We start from the raw sequence: 24,220 nt of genomic DNA on the forward strand, positions 1-24,220 counted from the left end.
ACCGGCCACGGGCGCGTCCGCGACGCCCGCCGACGCTCAACCGGCCGCACCGGCCACGGGCGCGTCCGCGACGCCCGCCGACGCTCAACCGGCCGCACCGGCCACGGGCGCGTCCGCGACGCCCGTCGACGCTCAACCGGCCGCACCGGCTACGGGCGCCGAGCACACGGAAGCGCTGCCCGCATACAAGGACCCCGCCGCTCCTGTGTACAAGGACCCCGCGGTGCCCGAGTACAAGGATCCGCTGCCCGTGTACAAGCACCCGTTGCCTGCGTACCAGGAGCCCGCGGCGCCCGTCTACAAGGCGCCGTCTTACAAGGTGCCGGCCAAGTAGCGCGGCTGTCATACGAGAACAAACGAATCGAAGAAAGGGATATATCAATGGATTTCGGTGCGTTACCTCCGGAAATTAACTCCGGGCTGATGTATGCGGGCCCGGGATCGGCGCCGATGCTGGCGGCCGCCGCGGCCTGGGAGGGTCTGGCCGCCGAGCTGCGCATGGCGGCGACGGGCTATGGGTCGGTGGTCCTCGAACTGGCCGACGCGGCGTGGCAGGGTCCGTCTGCGGCATCGATGGCCGCCGCCGCCGCGCCCTACCTGGCGTGGATGCAGAGCACCGCGGCGCAGGCCGAGCAGGCGGGTATGCAAGCGGCCGCGGCCGCGGCCGCACACGAGGCGGCTTTTGCGGCCACCGTGCCCCCGCCGATGATCGCCGCCAACCGGGCCCTGCTGATGACCCTGATCGCGACCAATTTCATGGGCATCAACGCCGCCGCGATCGCGGCGACCGAGGCGCAGTACGCCGAGATGTGGGCCCAGGACGCGGCCGCGATGTACGCCTATGCGGGCGCCTCGACCGCGGCGTCCATGCTCACACCGATGGCGCCGGCCCCGGCCACCACCAGTCCGGCCGGAGCGGCCGCCGGCGCCGTCCAGGGGATGACCACCCAAGCGGCCAACGGCGCGTTGACATCCGCATCGACACTGGCCGGCCCCGTCGAATCCGGCGTCGGAAGTTTCGGCGACGTGCTCAGCGGCGTCCTCGGGCAGGGCGGGGGCACCGGCACCTCGGGGCTGACCGGGATGGAACAGCCCGCCGCCCTGGGTCTGGGCATGGCGGCGCGGGAACCATTGGTCGGCCCTCGACCGGTGATGCCCGAACGGTTGTCTCCTGCGCTGGCTCCCACCCGCGTTCCGGAGATGCCGGCACGGTTGATGCCGTCGGCCGCGCTGGGCCAGGCCACTTCGGTCGGCGGCCTGTCGGTCCCGCCGGGATGGAACCCAGCGGGACAGGCGGTCTCGGCCGCGGCCACACCGGATGTCGCGCCGGCTGCCGGCGCACCCGCGGGTGCGCCGATGATGGCCCGGGGCATCCCCGCGAGCACCGTCGGGGGCATGGAGATTCGCGGATCCGGCGCCGTCGAGGCGCCGCGCGTAGTCGTCCTACCGCGCACGAGCCTCGTCGGTTAACGGAAAGGGGGACAAGAGCTTTCATCTTATCACTGACCACTCACCACACACGACAACTCATTTCAAGGAGATCATCAATGACCACACGATTCATGACCGATCCGCAGCTGATGCGGGACATGGCGGGCCGCTTCGAGGTGCACGCGCAAACCGTGGAGGACGAGGCCCGCAAGATGTGGGCGTCGTCGCAGAACATCTCCGGCGCGGGCTGGAGCGGGACCGCCGAGGCCACCTCGCTGGACACGATGGGCCAGATGAATCAAGCGTTCCGAAACATCGTGAACATGCTGCACGGAGTCAGCGACGGACTGGTTCGCGATGCCGGCAACTACGAGCAGCAAGAGCAGGCCTCCCAGCAGATCCTGGGCAGCTAACCAACCGAACGAACAACAGGAGACTTTTACGATGACGATCAACTATCAATTCGGCGACGTCGACGCCCATGGTGCCCTCATCCGGGCGCAGGCCGCATCGCTGGAAGCCGAGCACCAGGCCATCGTTCGCGATGTGCTTGCCGCCGGCGACTTTTGGGGCGGCGCCGGCTCGATGGCCTGCCAGCAGTTCATCACCGACTTGGGCCGCAACTTCCAGGTGATCTACGAGCAGGCCAACGCCCACGGGCAAAAGGTCCAGTCCGCGGGCAGCAACATGGCCAACACCGACAGCGCGGTGGGATCCAGCTGGGCCTAGGGAGTCACGAGAATCTTGCAGTGCCGCTCGGGGTCGGCGAGGTCATCGAAGGCCGCGCCGACCCCGTCCAGGCCTACCTCGCCGGTGATCAGCGGGGTGACGTCGATGTCGCCCTCGGCGAGCGCGCGCAGCGAATCGGCGAATTCATCCGGGCTGTAGGCGAGGACGAACTGCACGTTGATCTCTTTGGCGATCGCGAAGAAGGGATGCACGGTGTCGGGCTGCATACACACCCCGGCGACGACCAACCGGGTGCCCGGACGCGCCCGCAACAGCACGTCGTCGATGATTCCGGGCACCCCGACCGCCTCGAACACCACTGCGGGTTTGACGCTGTCGAAGGGCGAGCCCTGGGCCGGGTCCAGCGTCCGATGCGCGCCCATCGCAGTGGCCAGCTCCCGGCGTTTCGGTGAAAAGTCCGATGCCGCAATGGTTTCCACGCCACGGGCGCGAAGTGACGCGATGATCGCGATGCCGATCGGACCGCAACCGAGCACCAGGGCGGTCTCCCCTGGCGCGATGTTCGACTTGTTGACCGCGTGCAGGCCCACCGCCATGGGTTCGGTCAGCGCGGCGTGCTTGAAATCGAGGCCGTTGGGAATCGGCATCAGCAGCGGCGCCGATAGCAGCATCCGTTCGGCGTAGCCGCCGACCGTCGTGTTGCTGTACACGATGGGCTCGACGCCCTTGCTGGACAGCAACACGGGAAGCGAGGTGATCAGCGTTCCCGGGGGATGCGTTTCGGTGTCCGGTCCGGCTTCGAGTACCTCGGCGCTGAACTCGTGACCCATGAAGATATCGCGACTCAGGTCGAGGCTCATCCCGCCCGCGGCGTCGCCGCCCATCCGGTCGGTAAGCGCCATCACCTCGGACCCGTGCGCCGCGAAATGTAGGTCAGAACCGCAGATTCCGCACGATCGGACCGCGACCAGTACCTGGCCGGATTCGGGGACCGGGTCGGGGACGTCGTCGCGGTAGACCATCCGGCCGTCCCGCAATACCGAGGCGCGCATCAGCTCTTCTCGCTTTCCAACTTGTGCTCGTCGACATGCTCGGTGATGGCCTTCACCACGGCCTCACCGGCGCGGCCAATCAACTGGTCGCGGTGTCCCTTCGCCCAGTCGTGAGACGACCGCGAGGCCTGCAGCTGTCCCTTGAAATGGGGAATCACCTTGCGGGCCATCAGGTCATAACAGTGGTACGTCGCTTCGGGTGATGCCCAGTCATGGCCGAGCATGAGCAGCGTCCCGAAGCCGCCCGAGCGTTCGAGCAGATCTTCGATGTGCGCGATTGCGTCGTCGGGCGTGCCGATGCAGCAATTGCCTTTGGCCGCATAGTCTTCGACAAATTCGTGTGGTGTCTGCGCGCCGTCGACGGTGTTGGCCAGCGGAACGAACCCGGCGGCGCCGAAGTAGTTGGCGAAGTCCTGCAGCCCGTAGGTGCAGTCCTCGATTGCCTGGTCGCGGCTGTCCGCGATGTGCATGATGCTCAGCACTCGCCAATCGGCTCGATCAGGCTCGTCGCGGCCGACTTTGTCGGCCTGTTCGCGCACCACGTCCCAGGTGTTTTCCAGGGCGGCGTAGCCGCCGGGCACCGACATCGACAGTGACAGCAGCGACGTGCCCAGGGCGCCCGCCAGCCGCGGCCCGGAGGGCGAAATCATTGCGGCCGTGGCGATTTCCGGATACGGCCAGGTGTAGGGACGGATATGCAGCTGGGCGTCGCGCAGCGTGAACCAGTCGGAGTGGCGGTCGATTCGCTCGTCGGGCGCGGCGCGAAACAGGGCGAGGATCGCCTCGAGTGATTCCTGCATCATCCGGCGCTGCTCGATCGGGTCGATCCCCATCATGTAGGCGTCCGACGGCAGCGCGCCCGGACCGGTACCGAACATGACCCGGCCGCGGGTCAGGTGGTCCAGCAGCACCCAGCGATCGGCCACCATGAGCGGATGGTGGTACGGCAGCGAGACCACACCGGTGCCCAGCCGGATGTGCTTGGTCCGCTCCGCGGCGGCCGCGATGAACACCTCCGGACACGCGATCAGCTCGTAACCGCCGGAGTGGTGCTCGCCGAACCACGCTTCGTCGAAGCCCAGGCGGTCGAGCGCGACGACACGCTCCATGTCGTATTCCAATGCCACCGTTGGGGATTGGCCGATCGGATGAAATGGTGTGATAAAGACGCCGAAGCGCAGGGGGGCGGTCATCGCAGCTCCAATCCGTTGAGGAAGTCCAGCAGTGCCGCATTGACCTCGTCGGGTCGCTCTTGTTGCAGCCAGTGTCCCGCACCGTCGAGCATCACCTGACGGTACGGCCCGGAAACCACCTGCGAAGCGCGGTCGGCGCGGGTGAAGGACAGCACGGGATCGGCCGACCCGCCGATGAACAAACACGGAACCGAGATTTTCGCGCCGTCGAGTTCGGGGGTGGTCTCCCAGTTGCGGTCGAAATTGCGATACCAGTTCAGCCCGCCGGTGAATCCCGTGCGGGAGAACTCTTCGATGTAGCGGTCGAGCTCGTCCTGGCTTATCCAGTCCGGCAGCCCGTCGGGCTCGGGAAGGCGATCGATGAAGCCTGCCGGGCCGGGGGTAGCCATCCGCACCAGGGCGTCCTGGCCACCGGATGTCCGCAGGCCGCCCATCATCCGTCGAATCACCCTGGCGGGGTCTGCGTTGAGTTCGGCGTCGGCGACGCCCGGTTCCTGGAAATACAGGATGTAGAAGAAGTTTTCGCCGAATAGCTTGCGCCACGCCTTGGTCGGCGCCACGTGCGAGCGCGGCAGCGGCGGGACGCTCAACCCCACTACCGCCGAGACCCGGTCGGGGTGCAGCAGCGGCGCATGCCACGCCACGGGGGCGCCCCAGTCGTGACCGACCCAGACGGCGCGCTCGGCGCCGACGTCATCGAGCAGCCCGACGATGTCGGCGGTCAACTCGTGAATGTTGTAGGCCTCGATCGCATCCGGGGCCGACGACCCGCCGTACCCGCGCTGATCGGGCGCCAGCACGTGGTAGCCCGCCTCGGCGAGGGCCGGAATCTGGTGCCGCCATGAGTACGCCAGTTCGGGAAAGCCATGCGCCAGGACCACCGTCGGCGCGCCGCGGTCCCCGGCTTCGACGACCCGCAACTGCACACCATTGGTGTCTACTAACCGTTCGGTTGATAAGGGCATCGTTTCACCAAATCACAACGCCGGTGGGCTGAGAAGGCCTGACATCGTGGTAGATATCGCGGCAGGACATCTGAACGAAAGGTGACTCGGCGTGAAGCGGCTGGACCATGTCGTCTTGTGGACGAAGGATGCGCGCGCATCGATGGACTTCTACACGCGGGTGGTCGGGCTCGCGCCCGTACGGTTCGCCGAGTTCGAGGCCGGTGAAGCCCCGTTCCCCAGTGTGCGGGTCAGCGAGGACTCGATCATCGACCTCTCGCCGATCGGCAGCGCCGGCGCGACCGAATCCCTCACGAAGGTCGAGGGGAGCGCGGGCCATCCGGTCAATCACGTCTGCCTGGCGCTGTCGAAGTCCGAATACGACGCGCTGGACCGTCGTTTGCAGGCCGAGGGCGTGGACACCAGTGCGCGGCTGAAGCGCACCTATGGGGCCCGAGGTTGGGCGCCGCAGGGCTACTACTTCCGCGATCCCGACGGCAATGTCATCGAGGCCCGCTATTACGAGTAGGCGCTCCGCCGAACGTGCGGCCAGCCGCACACTGGGCAACGAGCGTGCGGCCAGCCGCACGCCGGGCCGCCCATCGGCTGCCCATCGGGAACAGCCAGTCGTTGGTATAGCGGTAGCCTGGACTTTTCCAGCTGCGTGTGGATAGGGAAGGACTTGGCCGCAACGGCCGATGATTGATGAACCGGAAAAACGTGATTCGCACCGTGACGGCGATCGCCGTCGTGGTGCTGCTCGGCTGGTCGTTCTTCTATTTCAGCGACGACACCCGCGGCTACAAGCCCGTCGACACCTCGGTGGCGATGGCACAGATCAACGGCGACAACGTCAAGAGCGCGCAGATCGATGACCGTGAGCAGCAATTGCGGTTGACCCTGAAGAAGGGCACCAACGACACCGAGAATTCGGACAAGGTCATCACCAAGTACCCCAGCGGGTACGCCGTCGACCTGTTCAACGCGCTCAACGCCAAGAACGCGAAGATCAGCACCGTCGTCAACGAAGGCAGCATCCTGGGCGAGCTGCTCGTCTACGTGCTGCCGCTGCTGTTGCTGGTGGGCCTGTTCGTGATGTTCTCGCGCATGCAGGGCGGCGCCCGGATGGGCTTCGGCTTCGGCAAATCGCGCGCCAAGCAGCTCTCCAAGGACATGCCCAAGACCACCTTCGCCGACGTCGCGGGCGTCGACGAGGCGGTCGAGGAGCTCTACGAGATCAAGGACTTCCTGCAGAACCCCAGCAGGTATCAGGCGCTGGGTGCCAAGATCCCCAAGGGTGTGTTGCTGTATGGCCCGCCGGGGACCGGAAAGACGCTGCTGGCCCGCGCCGTCGCCGGTGAGGCCGGGGTGCCGTTCTTCACGATCTCCGGCTCGGACTTCGTCGAGATGTTCGTCGGCGTCGGCGCATCGCGGGTGCGCGACCTCTTCGAGCAGGCCAAGCAGAACAGCCCGTGCATCATCTTCGTCGACGAGATCGACGCGGTGGGCCGCCAGCGCGGCGCCGGTCTCGGCGGTGGCCACGACGAGCGCGAGCAGACGCTGAACCAGTTGCTGGTCGAGATGGACGGTTTCGGCGACCGCGCCGGCGTCATCCTGATCGCGGCCACCAACCGGCCCGACATCCTCGACCCGGCCTTACTGCGGCCCGGCCGCTTCGACCGGCAGATCCCGGTGACCAACCCCGACCTGGCCGGCCGCCGCGCCGTCCTGCGGGTGCATTCCAAGGGCAAGCCGATCGCCCCTGACGCGGACCTGGACGGCCTCGCCAAGCGCACCGTCGGCATGACCGGCGCCGACCTGGCCAACGTGATCAACGAGGCGGCGCTGCTGACCGCCCGCGAGAACGGCACCGTCATCACCGGCCCCGCCCTGGAGGAGGCGGTGGACCGGGTCATCGGCGGGCCACGCCGCAAGGGCCGGATCATCAGCGAGCAGGAGAAGAAGATCACCGCCTACCACGAGGGTGGGCACACGCTGGCGGCCTGGGCGATGCCCGACATCGACCCCGTCTACAAGGTGACCATCCTGGCCCGCGGGCGCACCGGCGGGCACGCGGTGGCGGTGCCGGAGGAAGACAAGGGCCTGCGGACCCGCTCGGAGATGATCGCGCAGTTGGTGTTCGCGATGGGCGGGCGCGCCGCCGAGGAGTTGGTGTTCCGCGAGCCGACGACCGGCGCGGTGTCGGACATCGAGCAGGCCACCAAGGTCGCCCGCGCGATGGTCACCGAATTCGGCATGAGTTCGAAGCTCGGTGCGGTCAAGTACGGCACCGAACACGGCGACCCATTCCTGGGCCGCACCATGGGCACACAGGCCGACTACTCACACGAGGTCGCCCGCGACATCGACGACGAGGTGCGCAAGCTGATCGAGGCCGCACACACCGAAGCGTGGGAGATTCTCACCGAATACCGCGACATCCTCGACACCTTGGCCGGCGAGCTGCTGGAAAAGGAAACCCTGCACCGCGCCGAGCTGGAGGGGATCTTCGCCGGCGTCGAAAAGCGGCCCCGGCTCACCATGTTCGACGATTTCGGCGGCCGGATCCCGTCGGACAAGCCGCCGATCAAGACGCCGGGCGAACTGGCCATCGAGCGCGGCGAGCCCTGGCCCCCGCCGGTCGCCGAGCCGGCCTTCAAGGCGGCCATAGCGGCCGCCAGCCAGGCCGCCGAGGCCGCGCGCGCCGAGGCAGACCGAAATACCCACGGCCCCAACGGTTCTCACGGTCAAGGCGAACGCCAGGGCGCGGCCCACGGTCCCACGCGGCCCGACTACGGCGCCCCGGCCGGCTGGCACGCGCCGGGCTGGCCGCCGCAGCAACCGCAGGGCCATTGGTATCCGCCCGCGCCGCCCCAGCAGCCCTATTGGCCGCAGCCGGCACCGAGCTACCCGGGCCAGGGACACCAGTCTTATCCGCCCTACCCGCCCTATCCGCCGCCTGGTCAACCCACCCCGGATACACAGAAATCCCCCGACCAGCCGGATGAGGATGTGAGCCGGTCCAACCCGCCGGCGCACGGCTGACGAACGGAGGAGTCGATGGCGTTGCCGGATCTGGGGCCGGGTTCCCGTCACGCGGCGGGCCGCGTGCGGAAGTTCGACCAGTCACGTGCCGAGGCCGCCATCCGTGAGTTGCTGTTCGCGATCGGCGAGGACCCCGGGCGGGATGGCTTGCGGGAGACCCCGGCCCGCGTCGCCCGGGCCTACCGGGAGATGTTCGCCGGCCTATACACCGACCCCGACAGCGTGCTCAACACGATGTTCGACGAAGAGCACGACGAGCTGGTGATCGTCAAAGAAATCCCGATGTACTCCACCTGCGAGCACCACCTGGTGTCGTTCCACGGTGTGGCACACGTCGGCTACATCCCCGGCAAGGACGGCCGGGTGACCGGCCTGTCGAAGATCGCGCGCATGGTCGACCTATACGCCAAACGGCCGCAGGTGCAGGAGCGCCTCACCAGCCAGATCGCCGACGCTTTGGTCCGGCAACTCGACCCCTCCGGGGTCATCGTCGTCGTCGAGGCCGAGCACCTGTGCATGGCGATGCGCGGTGTCCGCAAGCCCGGCGCCGTCACCACGACGTCGGCGGTGCGCGGCCTGTTCAAAACCAACGCCGCTTCTCGAGCGGAAGCGCTCGACCTCATCCTGCGTAAGTGAGTCGGGCGCCTGTGCAGGTCATGGGAGTTCTGAACGTCACTGACGATTCATTCTCGGACGGCGGGCGCTACCTCGATGCGGATAGCGCCGTCGCGCACGGACTCGCAATGGTCGCCGAAGGCGCGGGAATCATCGACATCGGCGGGGAGTCGACCAGGCCCGGCGCCGCCCGCATCGACTCTCGGATCGAGGCCTCGCGCGTCGTTCCCGTCGTCAAAGAGCTTGCGGCACAGGGCATTACCGTGAGCATCGACACCATGCACGCCGACGTCGCGCGGGCGGCGCTGCAGAGCGGCGCGCGGATCGTCAACGACGTGTCCGGCGGGCGGGCCGACCCTGCGATGGCGCCGCTCGTGGCCGAGGCCGGCGTGACCTGGGTGCTGATGCACTGGCGCTCGGTGTCCTCCGAGCGGCCGCACGAGGCCCCGCACTACGACGACGTGGTGGCCGAGGTGCGCTCCGAATTGCTCGCCAGCGTTGACGCCGCCGTCGCCGCGGGCGTGGATCCGGCAAAGCTCGTGATCGACCCCGGGCTGGGATTTGCCAAGACGGGACAACACAATTGGGCGCTGCTGCACGCCCTGCCGCAGTTGGTCGCCACGGGCGTGCCGGTGCTCCTGGGTGCCTCGCGCAAGCGCTTCCTCGGCACGCTGCTGGCCGGTCCCGACGGGTCGCCGCGACCGCCCGACGGGCGCGAGACGGCGACCGCCGTGATTTCCGCACTGGCCGCCCTGCACGGGGCGTGGGGTGTGCGGGTGCACGACGTGCGTGCGTCCGTCGACGCGCTCAAAGTCGTCGGGGCGTGGACGCATGGCTGATCGAATAGAGTTGCGCGGCTTGGCGGTTCGCGGGCGGCACGGAGTGTTGGAACACGAGCGCGCCAACGGCCAGGAGTTCGTCGTCGACATCACGGTGTGGATCGACCTGGCCGACGCCGCGACCAGCGACGAGCTGGCCGACACCTACGACTACGCCGCGCTGGCCAAGCTCGCGGCCGACGTCGTCGCCGGGCCGCCGCGCAACCTCATCGAAACCGTCGGGGGCGAGATCGCCGGGAAGGTGATGGAGGACGAACGCGTGCACGCCGTCGAGGTGGTGGTGCACAAGCCGCAGGCGCCGATCCCGCAGCGGTTCGACGACGTCGCGGTGGTGGTCCGGCGGTCGCGGCGCGGCGGCCGCGGCTCGGTGGTCCCTGCGGGCGGGGCGCTATGACGCGGGTCGTGCTGTCCATCGGCTCCAATCTCGGTGACCGGCTGGCGCGGTTACGGTCGGTCGTCGACGGGCTCGGCGATGCGGTGCTCGCGGTCTCCCCGGTGTACGAGACCGACCCCTGGGGCGGCGTGGAACAGGCGCCCTTCCTCAACGCGGTGGTGATAGCCGACGACCCCGGGTGCGACGGGCAGGGGTGGCTGCGGCGTGCTCAGGACTTCGAGCGCGCGGCGGGCCGGGTTCGCGGCGAACGCTGGGGACCGCGCACCCTCGACGTCGACCTGATCGCCTGCTACGACGACACCGAGGTGATCGCCCGGGAGCCCAACCTGACGCTGCCGCATCCCCTGGCGCACCTGCGCGCTTTCGTGATGGTGCCGTGGCTGGCCATCGACCCGGATGCCCAGCTGACCGTCGCCGGGGGCGTTCGACCGGTCGCCCGCCTGCTGGCCGAGCTGGAGCCGGCCGACCGCGAGGGTGTCCGGTTGTCCGGGCTGACGCTGACGTCCTCCGCCAACCGGGAGTCGCGGCGCTGATGGGCCCGACCAGGAAACGTGACCTGACGGCCGCGGTGGTGGGAGCTGCGGTGGTGGGTTATCTCCTGGTCATCCAGCTCTACCGGTGGTTCCCGCCCATCACGATCTGGACCGGGCTGTCGCTGCTCGCGGTCGCCATCGGCGAGGCGCTGTGGGCGCGCCACGTGCGGGCCAAAATCAACGAGGGCGAAATCGGCGACGGGCCGGGATGGCTGCATCCGCTTGCCGTCGCGCGCAGCGTGATGGTCGCCAAGGCGTCGGCCTGGGTCGGCGCGCTCGTCCTGGGTTGGTGGGTCGGCGTGCTGGTGTACTTCCTGCCGCGGCGGTCATGGCTGCGGGTCGCCGCCGAGGACACCACCGGCACGGTGGTCGCGGCGGTCAGCGCGCTGGCGCTCGTGGTTGCCGCGCTGTGGCTGCAGCATTGCTGTAAATCCCCGCAGGATCCGACCGAGCACGGCGAGGGCGCGGAAAGCTAAAGCCGCGCCGGGGTCGGCGTAGGGCCAGCGGCACGCCGGACCGGTGCGACACGCGGATTGACCTCGCACAGGTACTCTCAGGCCATGACCGTTCTGTCCCGCGGCGCCCGGGTCCGGCGCGGCGGTCGCAGGCCGGGGTGGGTGCTCTTGACCGCGTTGCTGGTCCTCGCAATGGGGGCCAGTTCCGCACTGGTTTTCACCAATCGGGTGGAACTCCTCAAGCTCGCTGTAATCCTGGCGCTGTGGGCCGCAGTCGCCGGCGCGTTCGTGTCGGTGCTCTACCGCCGGCAAAGCGATGCTGATCAATCCCGCGTGCGTGACCTCAAGCTCGTCTATGACCTGCAGCTGGACCGGGAGATCTCGGCCCGCCGCGAATACGAGCTGACCGTGGAGTCCCAGCTGCGCCGCGAGCTGGCGTCCGAGCTGCGCGCCCAGGCCGCCGACGATGTCGCCGCGCTGCGTGCGGAGCTGGCCGCGTTGCGGACCAGCCTGGAGATCCTGTTCGACACCGACCTTCAGGACCGCCCGGCGCTGGAGACGCTCGAGACGGAGGCGCCGCGCGCACGCACCTACAGCGACTGGGAGCGAAACGGTGAGAGCGCCGATTGGGTGTCCAGCGATCGCGTGACGTCGGCCCGCCAGGACAACCCGCTCGGGCGCACCGACCGGCGCGCCGACGAAGAGGCGATCATCGACGTGCCCGAGGAGCCGCTGCTGCCGCCCCGCCAGGCGCCGCCGGCGCGGGAGGCCTCCCGGAGCCACTACGACGTCCCGCCCGAGGCTCCCTACCTGGTCTCGCAGGAGCCCCCGTACATGGCCCCGCCTCCGGAGCCCGAGCAGCGATTCGAGCAGTTTCACCGGCCGCCGCCACAACCGGCCCCACCGCCGCCGTACACGCCGCCGCCACCGCCGCCCCAACCGGAACCGCAGCCCCAGCCGCAGGATTGGCAGCCGGTCGCCGCGGACGGGCTCTGGCTGCCGCCGGGCGCGCGGGGCAGCCACTGGGCCGGTGACGATTCCCCGGCCCCGGCCGACGCGGGGCGCCGCCGCGCCCGGCACTCCCACCCGGACGAGCCCGTGGACGGCGCGCGCGTCGAACACGAACCTTCCTGGCCGTACGGCGAGGCCGGTCGCCGGGCCTCCCGGCATTCGGCGGAGTACCGCGACTTCGGGATCTTTGCGGCGACGAACGAGCCGCCGGCCGCTCCGCCGCCACCCCCTCCCGCCGCCGCTACGCCGCCTATGCCGCCGCCGGTTGGGCCGCCGCCACCACAAATGGCACCGCCACCACCGGCCGCGAATGCGCCTCGGCACGGGGGAGCCGACCCATCGGCCGAAGCGCGGCAGGGCGCGGGCGAGGCCCCGCCGTCGGGTGGCCACTCCGTCGCCGACCTGCTGGCGAGGCTGCAGGTGGAGCCGTCCGGCGGGGGCCGTCGGCGCCGCCGGGAAGGCTGAGCTGAGGGCATCGTCACATTGGGGACGGCCCACCCAATCGACTACAGTCTTAGTGACCGTCCGGTACCCAGTTGGGACTGGAACGAACGAATAAATCAGTGAGGTCGTCTGCGATGGTGCAGTTCGACGGTTTGCGCCCGGCCAGGCTCAAGGTCGGCATCATCTCGGCCGGCCGGGTGGGCACCGCGCTGGGCGTCGCGCTGGAGCGCGCTGACCACGTCGTCGTCGCGTGCAGCGCCATTTCCCACGCATCGCGGCAGCGGGCGCAGCGCCGGCTGCCCGATACCCCCGTGCTCTCGCCGCCGGACGTGGCGGCCGGTGCCGAGCTGCTGTTGTTGGCGGTTCCCGACAGCGAACTCGCCGGCCTGGTGTCCGGCCTGGCCGCGACGTCGGCGCTGCGGCCCGGCACGATCGTGGCGCACACGTCCGGCGCCAACGGCGTCGGCATCCTCGCGCCGCTGGCGCCCGACTGCATACCGCTGGCCATCCACCCGGCGATGACCTTCACCGGATCCGACGAGGACATCAGCAGGCTGCCCGACACCTGCTTCGGGATCACCGCGGCCGACGACGTCGGGTACGCGATCGGCCAATCCCTGGTCCTGGAGATGGGCGGCGAGCCGTTCTGTGTCCGCGAAGACGACCGCGTCCTGTACCACGCCGCGCTGGCCCATGCCGGAAACCACATCGTGGCGGTGCTCGCCGACGCGATCGACGCCCTGCGGGCCGCGCTGCGCGGCAGCGAACTGCTCGGGCAACAAACCGTCGACGACCAGCCGGGCGGCATCGCCGAACGCATCGTCGGGCCGCTGGCGCGGGCCGCGCTGGAGAACACCCTGCAACGCGGCCAGGCCGCGCTCACCGGGCCGGTAGCGCGCGGGGATGCGGCCGCCGTCGCCCAGCATCTGGCCGCGCTGGAGCGGGTGGACCCCGCGCTGGCCAACGCCTATCGGGTGAATGCTCTGCGGACCGCCCAGCGCGCCCACGCCCCCGCCGATGTCGTCGAGGTGCTGGCGCGATGAACCCGATGGCGCCGACCGCGTTCACGGCGGGCGAGCTCAACCTGTATTCGACGCCGCGCGACGTCACGGAGGTCAGCCGCGCGCTGCGCCACACCGGCCGGCGGGTGATGCTGGTGCCCACCATGGGCGCGCTGCACGACGGGCACCTGGCCCTGGTGCGCGCAGCCAGGCGGGTGCCCGGCTCGGTGGTGGTCGTTTCGATCTTCGTCAATCCGCTGCAGTTCGGCGCCGGCGAAGATCTCGACGCGTATCCCCGGACGCTGGACGAGGACCTGGCGATGTTGCGCGGCGAAGGCGTCGAGATCGTGTTCGCGCCGACCGCCGCGGCGATGTATCCCGACGGCCTGCGCACCAGCGTGCAGCCGGGTCCACTGGCCGCCGAACTCGAGGGCGGCTCGCGGCCAACGCATTTCGCCGGCGTGCTGACCGTCGTGTGCAAGCTGCTGCAGATCGTGCGTCCCGACCGGGTGTTCTTCGGCGAGAAGGATTACCAGCAGCTGGTCCTGATCCGGCAGATGGTGGCCGACTTGAACCTCGACGTCGCGGTGGTCGGGGTACCGACGGTGCGGGAAGGCGACGGGCTGGCTATGTCGTCGCGCAACCGCTACCTCGATCCGGCGCAGCGCGAACTGGCCGGCACGCTTTCGGCGGCATTGGTGGCCGCCGCGCACGCCGCGCCCGTCGGCGCCCGGGCCGCGCTGGACGCCGCGCGCTCGGTGCTCGACGCCGTGCCCGCCATCGAGGTCGACTACCTGGAGCTGCGTGACGCCGAGCTGGGCCCGCCGCAGGTCGGCAGGCCCGGGCGCCTGCTGATCGCCGCCCGGCTGGGCGGCACCAGACTGCTGGACAACATTGCGATCGAAGTTGGAAATCTCGCCGGCACCGACGGGCCGGACGAACTCGCCCAATCACATTGGAGGAACTGATGTTTCGGACGATGCTGAAATCGAAGATCCACCGCGCCACGGTCACGCAGGCCGACCTGCACTACGTCGGCTCGGTGACCATCGACGCCGACTTGATGGATGCCGCGGACCTGCTCGAGGGCGAACAGGTGACCATCGTCGACATCGACAACGGCGCGCGGTTGGTCACCTACGCCATCACCGGCGAGCGGGGCTCCGGGGTGATCGGAATCAACGGCGCCGCAGCCCATCTGGTTCACCCCGGCGATCTGGTGATTCTGATCGCCTACGGCACCATGACGGACGCCGAGGCGCGCGCCTACCGGCCGCGGATCGTCTTCGTCGACGCCGACAACAAGCCGATCGACCTCGGCCACGATCCGGCCTTCGTGCCCGACGACGCGGCCGAGCTACTCGATCCGCGGATGGGCGCACGGTAGCCGTGCTGCTGGCGATCGACGTCCGCAATACCCACACCGTTGTCGGGCTGCTGTCGGGCTCCAAGGAGCACGCAAAAGTCGTGCAGCAATGGCGTATTCGCACCGAATCCGAGGTCACCGCGGACGAATTGGCGCTGACCATCGACGGGCTGATCGGTGAAGATTCGGAGCGGCTCACCGGCGCCGTCGCCCTGTCCACCGTCCCGTCGGTGCTGCACGAGGTGCGGATCATGCTCGACCAGTACTGGCCGTCGGTGCCGCACGTGCTGATCGAGCCGGGGGTACGCACCGGGATCCCGCTGCTGGTCGACAATCCCAAAGAAGTCGGCGCCGACCGAATCGTCAACTGCCTGGCGGCCTTTCACAAGTTCGGCCGGGCCGCGATCGTCGTCGACTTCGGCTCGTCGATCTGCGTGGACGTGGTGTCGGCCAAGGGCGAGTTCCTCGGCGGGGCCATCGCCCCCGGGGTTCAGGTCTCGTCGGATGCTGCCGCGGCCCGCTCGGCCGCACTGCGCCGGGTCGAGCTGACCGAGCCCCGGTCGGTGGTCGGCAAGAACACCGTGGAATGCATGCAGGCCGGTGCCGTGTTCGGCTTCGCCGGATTGGTCGACGGCCTGGTCACGCGGATCCGCGCGGACGTCGACGGCTTTTCCGAGGACCTCGGCGACGACGTCGTCGTGGTGGCGACCGGGCACACCGCGCCGCTGCTGCTGCCCCAGCTGCACACCGTCAACCACTACGACGCGCACCTGACCCTGCACGGCCTGCGACTGGTCTTCGAGCGCAACCGCGACGCCCAGCGCGGCCGCCTGAAGACCGCACGCTGACTTTTCTCTCGCGCTGAGTGTGGCCTCACGGCGCCCGAGGCGCACACAAGACGCCGTCAGCGCACACTCGAAGCCCCGTCATTTAAGCTGGCACGTCGTGAACTCTGCCGACGCAGCAGACCTTCCCGAGCAGTTCCGGATCCGCCGGGACAAGCGCGCTCGCCTATTGGCGGAGGGTCGCGAGCCCTACCCGGTCGCGATAGAGCGCACCCACACCCTGGCGCAGGTGCGCGCCGATCACCCCGATCTGCCGACCGACACCGCGACCGACGACATCGTCGGCGTCGCCGGCCGGGTCATCTTCGCGCGCAACTCCGGAAAATTGTGTTTTGCGACACTCCAGGACGGCGACGGCGCCAGCCTGCAGGTGATGATCAGCCTGGACAAGGTCGGCCGCGAAGCGCTGGACGCGTGGAAGGCCGACGTCGACCTCGGCGACCTCGTCTACGTGCATGGCAACGTGATCAGCTCACGGCGCGGCGAATTGTCGGTGCTGGCCGACTCCTGGCGGATGGCGGCCAAGTCGTTGCGGCCGCTGCCCGTCGCGCACAAGGAGATGAGCGAAGAGGCGCGGGTGCGGCAGCGCTACGTCGACCTGATCGTCCGCCCGCAGGCACGCTCGGTCGCCCGCCAGCGGATCGCCGTCGTCCGCGCGATACGCGGCGCATTGGAACGGCGTGGGTTTCTCGAAGTCGAAACGCCTATGTTGCAGACACTGGCGGGCGGCGCGGCGGCGCGGCCGTTCATCACACATTCCAATGCTCTTGACATCGATCTGTACCTGCGGATCGCGCCGGAACTGTTCCTCAAGCGCTGCATCGTCGGTGGATTCGACCGGGTTTTCGAGCTAAATCGCGTGTTCCGAAACGAAGGGGCCGATTCCACGCATTCTCCGGAATTCTCCATGTTGGAGACGTATCAGACCTACGGAACGTATGACGATTCGGCAGTGGTCACCCGCGAGCTTATTCAAGAGGTAGCCGACGAGGCGATCGGCACCAGACAACTACCGTTGCCGGACGGCAGCGTCTACGACATAGACGGAGAATGGGCGTCGATACAAATGTATCCGTCGCTGTCGGCGGCACTAGGTGAAGAGATCACACCCGAGACGACCGTGGATCAACTGCGCGCCATCGCCGGCCGGCTCGGCGTCGAGATTCCCGACAACCGCGGCTACGGCCACGGCAAGCTCGTCGAGGAACTATGGGAGCACACGGTGGGCAACGCACTCACCGCCCCCACCTTCGTCAAGGATTTCCCAGTCGAGACAACACCTTTGACGCGTCAGCACCGAAGTATCCCGGGCGTCACCGAGAAGTGGGACCTCTATGTGCACGGGGTCGAACTTGCCACCGGCTATTCCGAATTGACCGACCCGATCGTGCAGCGCGAGAGGTTCGCCGAGCAAGCCCGCTCCGCGGCCGCGGGCGACGACGAGGCCATGGCGCTCGACGAAGACTTTCTGGCCGCACTGGAGTACGGGATGCCGCCGTGCACCGGAACCGGAATGGGTATCGATCGGTTGTTGATGTGTTTGACCGGACTGTCAATTAGGGAGACAGTTTTGTTCCCGATTGTTCGTCCGCACTGAAGTTCAACTGTGCGTCATGCATCCAGATTGAGTATGCTGCGTTCCTATGGCAGATTGATGCGGGGAGTCTATCCAATCTGCTCAGCAACTGCTCAAGATGAAATGCGAGGGTAATCTGATGGCGAAGAAAGTGACCGTCACCTTGGTCGATGATTTCGACGGTGCGGGCGCGGCCGACGAAACAGTCGAATTCGGGCTCGATGGGGTGACGTATGAGATTGACCTTTCTTCCAAGAATGCGGCAAAACTTCGCAGTGATCTGAAGCAGTGGGTAGCGGCGGGCCGCCGCGTGGGCGGGCGCCGTCGCGGCCGTTCGGGTTCCGGCCGCGGCCGTGGCGCGATCGACCGTGAGCAGAGCGCGGCGATCCGCGAGTGGGCCCGTCGCAACGGGCACAACGTGTCCACGCGGGGGCGTATCCCCGCCGACGTCATCGATGCCTTCCACGCGGCAACCTAGAAACGCAGTCTTAACCGGCGCCCGGCCGCAACCGCCGGGCGCCGGTTCTTTCGCTGGTGGCGAAACGATCGCGCGGGGTTTGCGGAAACGATTTGGCGGTTTGCCGCGTTTCCTCAGTTACCGCTGTGTCGGCGGCGGGGAGATCGCAGGTAAAGGCCGCGCGAGCCCCGAACCGCGGGGAACCGCAAGGTTAGGAACCCTGGCAGGCCGACCATTACAGTGGATGGCAGGTACGCGAGTCCGGCTCCCACTGGCCGGAACTGAGGCTGTACCGACGTTGAGGGAGAGCAGGTAACCCGATGTTCGAAAGATTTACCGACCGTGCCCGCAGGGTCGTCGTCCTGGCGCAAGAAGAGGCCCGGATGCTCAACCACAACTACATCGGCACCGAGCACATCCTGCTGGGTTTGATTCACGAAGGCGAAGGCGTCGCAGCGAAGTCGCTGGAATCGCTGGGCATCTCGCTCGAGGGCGTCCGCAGCCAGGTCGAGGAGATCATCGGCCAGGGCCAGCAGGCGCCGTCCGGACACATCCCGTTCACCCCGCGCGCCAAGAAGGTTCTCGAGCTCAGCTTGCGCGAGGCGCTGCAGCTCGGCCACAACTACATCGGCACCGAGCACATTTTGCTGGGCCTGATTCGTGAGGGCGAGGGTGTTGCCGCCCAGGTGCTGGTCAAGCTCGGCGCCGAGCTGACCCGGGTGCGCCAGCAGGTGATCCAGCTGCTCTCCGGCTACCAGGGCAAGGAGGCGGCCGAAGCCGGAACCGGTGGCCGCGGTGGCGAATCCGGCAGCCCGTCCACCTCGCTGGTCCTCGACCAGTTCGGCCGCAACCTGACGGCCGCCGCGATGGAGGGCAAGCTCGACCCCGTCATCGGCCGCGAGAAGGAAATCGAGCGGGTGATGCAGGTGCTATCCCGGCGCACCAAGAACAACCCGGTGCTGATCGGCGAGCCCGGCGTCGGCAAGACCGCCGTCGTCGAGGGCCTGGCGCAGGCCATCGTGCACGGCGAGGTTCCCGAGACGCTGAAGGACAAGCAGCTCTACACATTGGACCTGGGATCGCTGGTCGCCGGCTCGCGCTACCGCGGTGACTTCGAGGAACGCCTGAAGAAGGTCCTCAAGGAGATCAATACCCGCGGCGACATCATCCTGTTCATCGACGAGCTGCACACCCTGGTGGGCGCCGGTGCCGCCGAGGGCGCGATCGACGCCGCGTCGATCCTCAAGCCCAAGCTGGCCCGCGGCGAGCTGCAGACGATCGGCGCAACCACGCTCGACGAGTACCGCAAGTACATCGAGAAGGACGCCGCGCTGGAGCGCCGCTTCCAGCCGGTGCAGGTGGGCGAGCCGACGGTGGAGCACACCATCGAGATCCTCAAGGGTCTGCGCGACCGCTACGAGGCACACCACCGGGTGTCGATCACCGATTCGGCGATGGTGGCCGCCGCCACCCTGGCCGACCGTTACATCAACGACCGGTTCCTGCCGGACAAGGCGATCGACCTGATCGACGAGGCGGGCGCGCGGATGCGGATCCGCCGGATGACCGCGCCGCCGGACCTGCGCGAGTTCGACGAGAAGATCGCTGAGGCCCGCCGCGAGAAGGAATCGGCGATCGACGCCCAGGACTTCGAGAAGGCGGCCAGCCTGCGCGACCGCGAGAAGACGTTGGTGGCCCAGCGTGCCGAACGCGAAAAGCAATGGCGCTCAGGCGATCTCGACGTGGTTGCCGAGGTCGACGACGAGCAGATCGCCGAGGTGCTGGGCAACTGGACCGGCATCCCGGTGTTCAAGCTCACCGAGGCCGAGACCACTCGGCTGCTGCGCATGGAGGACGAGATCCACAAGCGGATCATCGGCCAGGAGGACGCCGTCAAGGCGGTGTCGAAGGCCATCCGCCGCACTCGCGCCGGGCTGAAAGACCCCAAGCGCCCGTCGGGTTCGTTCATCTTCGCCGGCCCGTCAGGTGTCGGTAAGACCGAGCTGTCCAAGGCGCTGGCCAACTTCCTGTTCGGCGACGACGACGCGCTCATCCAGATCGACATGGGCGAGTTCCACGACCGCTTCACCGCGTCGCGGCTCTTCGGCGCGCCGCCGGGGTACGTCGGCTACGAAGAGGGCGGCCAGCTCACCGAGAAGGTGCGGCGCAAGCCGTTCTCCGTGGTGCTGTTCGACGAGATCGAGAAGGCGCACCAGGAGATCTACAACAGCCTGCTGCAGGTCCTCGAGGACGGCCGGCTCACCGACGGCCAGGGCCGCACGGTGGACTTCAAGAACACCGTGCTGATCTTCACGTCCAACCTCGGCACCTCCGACATCTCCAAGCCGGTCGGCCTGGGCTTCACCCAGGGCGGTGGCGAGAACGACTACGAGCGGATGAAGCAGAAGGTCAACGACGAGCTGAAGAAGCACTTCCGGCCGGAGTTCCTCAACCGCATCGACGACATCATCGTCTTCCACCAGCTGACCCGCGAGGAGATCATCCGGATGGTCGACTTGATGATCGGCCGGGTCGCCGCGCAGCTCAAGAGCAAGGACATGGCGATGGAGCTGACCGACAAGGCCAAGGCGTTGCTGGCCAAGCGCGGCTTCGACCCGGTGCTGGGTGCTCGCCCGCTGCGGCGCACCATCCAGCGCGAGATCGAGGACCAGCTGTCCGAGAAGATCCTCTTCGAGGAGGTCGGGCCCGGACAGATCGTCACCATCGACGTGGACAACTGGGACGGCGAAAGCGCGGGCGAGGACGCGAAGTTCACGTTCACCGGAACCCGCAAGCCGCCGCCCGAGCCGGAGCTGCAGAAAGCCGGAGCGCACGCCGCGCCCGACACGCCGTAGCCACAGCGCAAACGGGTGGTTAGTCTCAACCGGACTAGCCACCCGTTTCGCATGTAAGGGGCCCGCCGTGCTGATCGTGACCACCAACGACCTCCCGGGCTGGGAAATCCAACGCGTATGCGGCGAAGTCTTCGGCCTGACCGTTCGCTCCCGAAACGCGTTCTCCCAAATGGGCGCCGGGTTCAAGGCCATGTTCGGCGGCGAGCTGGCCGGAATGACGAAGAACCTCGCCGAGAGCCGCAACGAGGCGATGGGCCGGCTGATCGCCGAGGCGCGCAACCGCGGCGGCAACGCGATCGTCGCGATGCGCTTCGACACCACCGAGATCGGCGATGTGTGGACCGAGATTTGCGCCTACGGCACCGCGGTCCAGGCGGTGCCGATCACCGACGCGGCGAAGTACACGGCGAATCAGCTCGGCTACGGGGCCGCGCCCCCGCAGCAGTGACGGCGGTTTACACTGTCGCTTGCCAAACGAGTGACGGAATCCGGTGAAAGTCCGAAACGGTCGCGCCACTGTCAAAGTCAGACCCGAAGCTCGTCGGACCTAAGCGGGACGCGATATCCCCAGAAGGAGTCAACTGTGTCCGATTCCACCGACACCCGGTCGATCGATTTATCGGCGGCAAGTGCCGCGCTGTGGCTGGCGGCGACCGTCTTCCTGGCGCTCTTGGCGCTCTACTTCGTCGGCATCGATCAGGGCGCGGTGTCGCTGTTCGGCAGCGACTCCCACGTGCACGAGTTCGTGCACGACGCGCGGCATCTGCTCGGCTTCCCCTGCCACTGACGGCTCCTCGTGGAGAAGCGTCTGATCGCGCGCGGTCTCTTGGCCGGCGCGCTTGCCGCGGTGCTCGCATTCCTCTTCGGCCGCCTGTGCGCCGAGCCCGTCATCGGCCGTGCGATCGCCTTTGAAGACGGCCGAACCGACGCCGAGCACGCGCACGGCGTGCACGAGCACGGCGCCGAGCTGTTCACCCGCGCGGTGCAGGCAAACGCCGGATTGGGTTTCGGCGTCCTGATCTTCGGCGTTGCGATGGGCGCATTGTTCGCCGCGCTGTTCTGCGTTGTCGCGCCGCGCGCCAGAGGCCTTGGGCCACAGTCGCTTTCGTTGCTGCTGGCGGCGGCCGCCTTCGGCGCGGTCTACCTGGTGCCGTTCCTGAAGTACCCGCCGAATCCGCCCTCCGTCGGGCAGGCGGACACGATCGGGGCGCGCACCGGCTGGTATCTGGTGGCGGTGCTGGTGTCGGTGGTGCTGGCGATCGCGGGGGTGTGGTTGGCCCGCCGGCTCGCCGCCCGGCTAGGCACGCCGAACGGTTGGCTGCTCACCGCCGGCGCCTATCTGGTGACGATCACGGCGGTGCTGGCGTTGTTGCCCGCCGTGGACGAGACGCCCGAGCCGTTGCGCGACGCCTCGGGTGCGATCATCTATCCCGGCTTTCCCGCCGATGATCTCTACGAGTTCCGGTTGGTTTCGCTGGCCACGCAGGCGGTGCTGTGGGCGACCATCGGCGTGGTGTTTGCGACGCTGGCGGGGCGGCTGCTGGGGGAGCGAGCCCGGAGCGGACGCGCGTCAAGCACCGCCGCGTGACCGAGGTCGTCCGGCTGACCCTGGTCTCGCACGCGATGACCGACGCGATGGCGGCCGGGCGGTTTCCCGCCGACGAGCCGCTCAACGACACCGGCCGGCGCCTTCTCGAAAGCGTTGCCGCACTTGCGATCTCCGGCGATACACGTCAGCTCACCGCGCCCGAGCGGCGGGCCCGCCAAACCGCGCAGTTGCTGGGCTTGCAAGCCACGACGGAGCCGCGGTTGGGCGATCTCGACTGCGGGCGGTGGCGCGGCGAGGCGCTGGCGAATATCGGGCCCGCGGACGTCGAGGCGTGGCTGGCCGACCCGGCCCATGCCCCGCACGGCGGGGAGTCGATAGCCGACCTGGTCGCGCGTGTGAGGGGCTGGCTGGGCGCCCTGACGGGCGACATGTCGCGCGCCGTCGCCGTGACGCATCCCGCGGTGATCCGGGCGGCGATCCTGCTGGCCCTCGATGCGCCGCCGAAATCGTTCTGGCGCATCGACATTGCCCCACTCAGCCAAACCGTCCTGCACTTCCGGGACGGCCGCTGGACGCTGCGGTTGTGAGGGTTACCGCGGTGCGATCAGCGCGAACACCTGCTTGGCGACCTGCAAGAACCAGCCGGTCGCGGTCGGGCCATGATCGCGGGGCCAGTTCAACTGGAAGCTGACCACCCACGGCTGCCCTGTCTTGTCGACGGCGTACCAGCTGAACGTCAGGTCGCCCGGTAGGCCGCCGGCCTTCGCGCCGATGTACGGCCAGACGTTGCGGTCGAGCTGGATACCCGATACGGCGGACAGGATCTGCCTTACCGGCGCGGCCGCGCCCACCGCGTCGGCCTGCAGCGCCGCGTGGACTCGGCAGATGTCGTCCGCGTTGCCGTACCACTCAGCGCCGTAGCTCGAGGCCGGGGTGTGGGCTCGGGTCGGATCGGGTTGATAGGGAGCGGAATTCGCCTGCGCCAGCAGCCGAGCCCGGTCGTCCGGCGAACCCTGTTTCCACTGGTTGCGCAGATCAGGTTGGCCCCAGCCGACGGAGAACAGCTCGTACATCGTGGGGAAGGGCGTCATGCTGGCTGGATCGTGGTGGCCGGCCGTCGCGAGCGCTTCCTCGATCGCATGCGTGCCCATCCGCCCGATCAGCAAGTCGGTCGCCATGTTGTCGCTGGTGGCGATCATCTTCTCAGCGGCCGTGCGAACCGAAACATGAGCTCCCGGAGGCAATTCCAGGCCCGAGGAACCGACGGCCCTACTCTTCTCCGTGACCGTCAGCTGGTCATCCCAGGACACCGTGCCGTTTTGCACCGCACCCGCCAGCGCGTGCAGCACGTACAGCTTGAAAATCGATGCCAGCGGCAGGGATTCGCGGGCGTTGGTGCCCTGCACCGGGTCGCAGCGACCGTTGTCGACCTTGGAAACCTGGTAGGAGTAGCGGGCACCGGTCTTGCTCAACACCGCATCGACGTCGTGCCATGACGCGACCGTCGGGGGTTGCGTCTCGAGATCGAATCGATCGACACGCCCGTCGTCGTCGGTGTGGATCCGGATGTCTTGTCGCGCACCGTAAGAGGAGATGAGATGCAGCGTGGCAACGCTTGCGCCGATGTCGACGCCCCCAAGGGTGAAGGGGCGATCCCACCACAGCCCCTCCATGGTGGTTTCCACCGATTCGACCTTGTCGGACGCGGCCAGCGTGCGCACACCGACCGGGCCGATGGGCCAGTCGGAGTTCAGCATGTCCAACGTCTGCTGCGCACGGATACCGGGCGGAGTCCGGGTGTCGATCTGCCGTCCCGGGTTCGCCGCGTTCGCCTGCGGCGAGGGTGAGGGCGCGCAACCGGGCGCCAGGGTGACCACGAGTGCTGCGGCGGCGCTCATCGCCGCCGCCCGGCGCCGCGCGGATGG

The 24,220-nt window shown here is 68.3% G+C and carries 25 protein-coding genes and 2 pseudogenes; 23 read left to right on the forward strand and 4 right to left on the reverse strand.

Annotated features, from left to right (window positions below):
* From A5747_RS25150 to A5747_RS22540, 4 genes and pseudogenes are all read left to right on the forward strand, one after another.
* A pseudogene (locus A5747_RS25150) lies at nucleotides 1-334 on the forward strand (hypothetical protein); the annotation flags it as partial.
* Nucleotides 335-381: 47 nt separating this feature from the next.
* On the forward strand, nucleotides 382-1,470 hold the full coding sequence (locus A5747_RS22530; protein WP_083700598.1) for a PPE family protein: 1,089 nt from the start codon (nucleotides 382-384) through the stop codon (nucleotides 1,468-1,470).
* Nucleotides 1,471-1,547: 77 nt separating this feature from the next.
* Entirely contained in the window at nucleotides 1,548-1,844 is a 297-nt protein-coding gene (locus tag A5747_RS22535) for a WXG100 family type VII secretion target (protein WP_076128462.1), read from the forward strand.
* Nucleotides 1,845-1,875: 31 nt separating this feature from the next.
* Nucleotides 1,876-2,160, forward strand: a complete 285-nt coding sequence (locus A5747_RS22540) for a WXG100 family type VII secretion target (protein WP_076064078.1) — start codon at nucleotides 1,876-1,878, stop codon at nucleotides 2,158-2,160.
* Here A5747_RS22540 and A5747_RS22545 read toward each other — a convergent pair.
* Genes A5747_RS22545 through A5747_RS22555 form a run of 3 tightly spaced genes read right to left on the reverse strand, consistent with a single transcriptional unit; the run spans nucleotide 2,157 to nucleotide 5,331 of the window.
* Nucleotides 2,157-3,173 carry a zinc-binding dehydrogenase gene (locus A5747_RS22545; RefSeq protein WP_076128464.1) on the reverse strand — a complete coding sequence of 339 codons (1,017 nt, stop codon included), beginning with the start codon at nucleotides 3,171-3,173 and terminating at the stop codon, nucleotides 2,157-2,159. The two genes, A5747_RS22540 and A5747_RS22545, sit on opposite strands and share 4 nt — an antisense overlap.
* Entirely contained in the window at nucleotides 3,173-4,366 is a 1,194-nt protein-coding gene (locus A5747_RS22550; protein ID WP_076128466.1) for an LLM class flavin-dependent oxidoreductase, read from the reverse strand. Before A5747_RS22550 ends, A5747_RS22545 begins: the two co-directional genes overlap by 1 nt.
* On the reverse strand, nucleotides 4,363-5,331 hold the full coding sequence (locus tag A5747_RS22555) for an alpha/beta fold hydrolase (protein WP_142245696.1): 969 nt from the start codon (nucleotides 5,329-5,331) through the stop codon (nucleotides 4,363-4,365). Before A5747_RS22555 ends, A5747_RS22550 begins: the two co-directional genes overlap by 4 nt.
* A gap of 91 nt (nucleotides 5,332-5,422) precedes the next feature.
* On the opposite strand from A5747_RS22555, the gene A5747_RS22560 reads away from it, so the two are divergent.
* The 19 genes and pseudogenes from A5747_RS22560 to A5747_RS22650 all read left to right on the forward strand — a co-directional run bounded on the left by A5747_RS22560 (nucleotide 5,423) and on the right by A5747_RS22650 (nucleotide 22,882).
* Complete coding sequence (locus A5747_RS22560; protein ID WP_076128470.1) at nucleotides 5,423-5,839, forward strand: VOC family protein; 417 nt, start codon at nucleotides 5,423-5,425, stop codon at nucleotides 5,837-5,839.
* A 176-nt stretch (nucleotides 5,840-6,015) separates the two neighbouring features.
* Nucleotides 6,016-8,355, forward strand: coding sequence for an ATP-dependent zinc metalloprotease FtsH (gene ftsH, locus A5747_RS22565; protein WP_076128472.1), 2,340 nt, complete (start codon nucleotides 6,016-6,018; stop codon nucleotides 8,353-8,355).
* Between the two features lie 15 nt (nucleotides 8,356-8,370).
* Nucleotides 8,371-8,991, forward strand: coding sequence for a GTP cyclohydrolase I FolE (gene folE / locus A5747_RS22570; protein WP_076128475.1), 621 nt, complete (start codon nucleotides 8,371-8,373; stop codon nucleotides 8,989-8,991).
* Nucleotides 8,988-9,828 (forward strand): annotated as a pseudogene (gene folP / locus A5747_RS22575) (dihydropteroate synthase); the annotation flags it as partial. The gene folE and the pseudogene folP, both read left to right, overlap by 4 nt.
* A gap of 24 nt (nucleotides 9,829-9,852) precedes the next feature.
* Entirely contained in the window at nucleotides 9,853-10,203 is a 351-nt protein-coding gene (gene folB, locus A5747_RS22580) for a dihydroneopterin aldolase (protein WP_369805179.1), read from the forward strand.
* Nucleotides 10,200-10,736, forward strand: a complete 537-nt coding sequence (gene folK, locus A5747_RS22585) for a 2-amino-4-hydroxy-6-hydroxymethyldihydropteridine diphosphokinase (RefSeq protein ID WP_076128479.1) — start codon at nucleotides 10,200-10,202, stop codon at nucleotides 10,734-10,736. The genes folB and folK overlap by 4 nt, the downstream gene beginning before the upstream one ends.
* Nucleotides 10,736-11,212 carry a DUF3180 domain-containing protein gene (locus A5747_RS22590; RefSeq protein ID WP_076128482.1) on the forward strand — a complete coding sequence of 159 codons (477 nt, stop codon included), beginning with the start codon at nucleotides 10,736-10,738 and terminating at the stop codon, nucleotides 11,210-11,212. The genes folK and A5747_RS22590 overlap by 1 nt, the downstream gene beginning before the upstream one ends.
* Nucleotides 11,213-11,296: 84 nt before the next feature.
* Entirely contained in the window at nucleotides 11,297-12,667 is a 1,371-nt protein-coding gene (locus tag A5747_RS22595) for a DUF6779 domain-containing protein (protein ID WP_076128484.1), read from the forward strand.
* Between the two features lie 113 nt (nucleotides 12,668-12,780).
* Nucleotides 12,781-13,689: a Rossmann-like and DUF2520 domain-containing protein gene (locus A5747_RS22600; RefSeq protein WP_076128486.1), complete on the forward strand. Its 909-nt coding sequence runs from the start codon at nucleotides 12,781-12,783 to the stop codon at nucleotides 13,687-13,689.
* Between the two features lie 5 nt (nucleotides 13,690-13,694).
* Complete coding sequence (panC, locus tag A5747_RS22605) at nucleotides 13,695-14,615, forward strand: pantoate--beta-alanine ligase (RefSeq protein ID WP_142245700.1); 921 nt, start codon at nucleotides 13,695-13,697, stop codon at nucleotides 14,613-14,615.
* Nucleotides 14,615-15,034, forward strand: coding sequence for an aspartate 1-decarboxylase (gene panD / locus A5747_RS22610; RefSeq protein ID WP_076064099.1), 420 nt, complete (start codon nucleotides 14,615-14,617; stop codon nucleotides 15,032-15,034). The genes panC and panD overlap by 1 nt, the downstream gene beginning before the upstream one ends.
* A gap of 2 nt (nucleotides 15,035-15,036) precedes the next feature.
* Nucleotides 15,037-15,861: a type III pantothenate kinase gene (locus tag A5747_RS22615; protein ID WP_076128490.1), complete on the forward strand. Its 825-nt coding sequence runs from the start codon at nucleotides 15,037-15,039 to the stop codon at nucleotides 15,859-15,861.
* A gap of 97 nt (nucleotides 15,862-15,958) precedes the next feature.
* Entirely contained in the window at nucleotides 15,959-17,455 is a 1,497-nt protein-coding gene (lysS, locus tag A5747_RS22620) for a lysine--tRNA ligase (RefSeq protein ID WP_076128493.1), read from the forward strand.
* A gap of 118 nt (nucleotides 17,456-17,573) precedes the next feature.
* A complete protein-coding gene (lsr2, locus tag A5747_RS22625; RefSeq protein WP_076064105.1) occupies nucleotides 17,574-17,912 on the forward strand; it encodes a histone-like nucleoid-structuring protein Lsr2 in 339 nt (112 codons plus the stop codon).
* Nucleotides 17,913-18,211: 299 nt separating this feature from the next.
* Nucleotides 18,212-20,746, forward strand: a complete 2,535-nt coding sequence (clpC1, locus tag A5747_RS22630) for an ATP-dependent protease ATP-binding subunit ClpC (RefSeq protein ID WP_076128495.1) — start codon at nucleotides 18,212-18,214, stop codon at nucleotides 20,744-20,746.
* Between the two features lie 67 nt (nucleotides 20,747-20,813).
* Nucleotides 20,814-21,194 (forward strand): YbjQ family protein, encoded by a 381-nt coding sequence (locus A5747_RS22635; RefSeq protein ID WP_076064108.1) that lies wholly within the window; start codon nucleotides 20,814-20,816, stop codon nucleotides 21,192-21,194.
* Nucleotides 21,195-21,329: 135 nt separating this feature from the next.
* A complete protein-coding gene (locus tag A5747_RS22640) occupies nucleotides 21,330-21,533 on the forward strand; it encodes a CbtB-domain containing protein (RefSeq protein WP_076128497.1) in 204 nt (67 codons plus the stop codon).
* Between the two features lie 9 nt (nucleotides 21,534-21,542).
* Complete coding sequence (locus A5747_RS22645; protein ID WP_076128499.1) at nucleotides 21,543-22,334, forward strand: CbtA family protein; 792 nt, start codon at nucleotides 21,543-21,545, stop codon at nucleotides 22,332-22,334.
* Nucleotides 22,331-22,882 carry a histidine phosphatase family protein gene (locus tag A5747_RS22650; RefSeq protein WP_076128500.1) on the forward strand — a complete coding sequence of 184 codons (552 nt, stop codon included), beginning with the start codon at nucleotides 22,331-22,333 and terminating at the stop codon, nucleotides 22,880-22,882. Before A5747_RS22645 ends, A5747_RS22650 begins: the two co-directional genes overlap by 4 nt.
* A 3-nt stretch (nucleotides 22,883-22,885) precedes the next feature.
* Here the strand turns inward: A5747_RS22650 and A5747_RS22655 are convergent, their stop codons facing one another.
* Complete coding sequence (locus tag A5747_RS22655) at nucleotides 22,886-24,193, reverse strand: serine hydrolase (protein WP_233148121.1); 1,308 nt, start codon at nucleotides 24,191-24,193, stop codon at nucleotides 22,886-22,888.
* Nucleotides 24,194-24,220 lie beyond the last annotated feature (27 nt).

This window comes from Mycobacterium sp. IS-836, assembly GCF_001954275.1.
Classification (GTDB): Bacteria; Actinomycetota; Actinomycetes; order Mycobacteriales; family Mycobacteriaceae; genus Mycobacterium.

Excerpts from the sequence above, each read along its gene's own strand:
- panC (WP_142245700.1), top strand. The coding sequence starts at position 13,695 with ATGGCGCCGACCGCGTTCACGGCGGGCGAGCTCAACCTGTATTCGACG.
- A5747_RS22590 (WP_076128482.1), top strand. The coding sequence starts at position 10,736 with ATGGGCCCGACCAGGAAACGTGACCTGACGGCCGCGGTGGTGGGAGCT.
- A5747_RS22550 (WP_076128466.1), bottom strand. The coding sequence starts at position 4,366 with ATGACCGCCCCCCTGCGCTTCGGCGTCTTTATCACACCATTTCATCCG.
- folK (WP_076128479.1), top strand. The coding sequence starts at position 10,200 with ATGACGCGGGTCGTGCTGTCCATCGGCTCCAATCTCGGTGACCGGCTG.
- folE (WP_076128475.1), top strand. The coding sequence starts at position 8,371 with ATGGCGTTGCCGGATCTGGGGCCGGGTTCCCGTCACGCGGCGGGCCGC.
- A5747_RS22530 (WP_083700598.1), top strand. The coding sequence starts at position 382 with ATGGATTTCGGTGCGTTACCTCCGGAAATTAACTCCGGGCTGATGTAT.
- panD (WP_076064099.1), top strand. The coding sequence starts at position 14,615 with ATGTTTCGGACGATGCTGAAATCGAAGATCCACCGCGCCACGGTCACG.
- A5747_RS22540 (WP_076064078.1), top strand. The coding sequence starts at position 1,876 with ATGACGATCAACTATCAATTCGGCGACGTCGACGCCCATGGTGCCCTC.
- A5747_RS22545 (WP_076128464.1), bottom strand. The coding sequence starts at position 3,173 with ATGCGCGCCTCGGTATTGCGGGACGGCCGGATGGTCTACCGCGACGAC.
- lsr2 (WP_076064105.1), top strand. The coding sequence starts at position 17,574 with ATGGCGAAGAAAGTGACCGTCACCTTGGTCGATGATTTCGACGGTGCG.
- clpC1 (WP_076128495.1), top strand. The coding sequence starts at position 18,212 with ATGTTCGAAAGATTTACCGACCGTGCCCGCAGGGTCGTCGTCCTGGCG.
- A5747_RS22595 (WP_076128484.1), top strand. The coding sequence starts at position 11,297 with ATGACCGTTCTGTCCCGCGGCGCCCGGGTCCGGCGCGGCGGTCGCAGG.
- A5747_RS22535 (WP_076128462.1), top strand. The coding sequence starts at position 1,548 with ATGACCACACGATTCATGACCGATCCGCAGCTGATGCGGGACATGGCG.
- A5747_RS22555 (WP_142245696.1), bottom strand. The coding sequence starts at position 5,331 with ATGCCCTTATCAACCGAACGGTTAGTAGACACCAATGGTGTGCAGTTG.
- A5747_RS22655 (WP_233148121.1), bottom strand. The coding sequence starts at position 24,193 with ATGAGCGCCGCCGCAGCACTCGTGGTCACCCTGGCGCCCGGTTGCGCG.
- ftsH (WP_076128472.1), top strand. The coding sequence starts at position 6,016 with ATGAACCGGAAAAACGTGATTCGCACCGTGACGGCGATCGCCGTCGTG.
- A5747_RS22600 (WP_076128486.1), top strand. The coding sequence starts at position 12,781 with ATGGTGCAGTTCGACGGTTTGCGCCCGGCCAGGCTCAAGGTCGGCATC.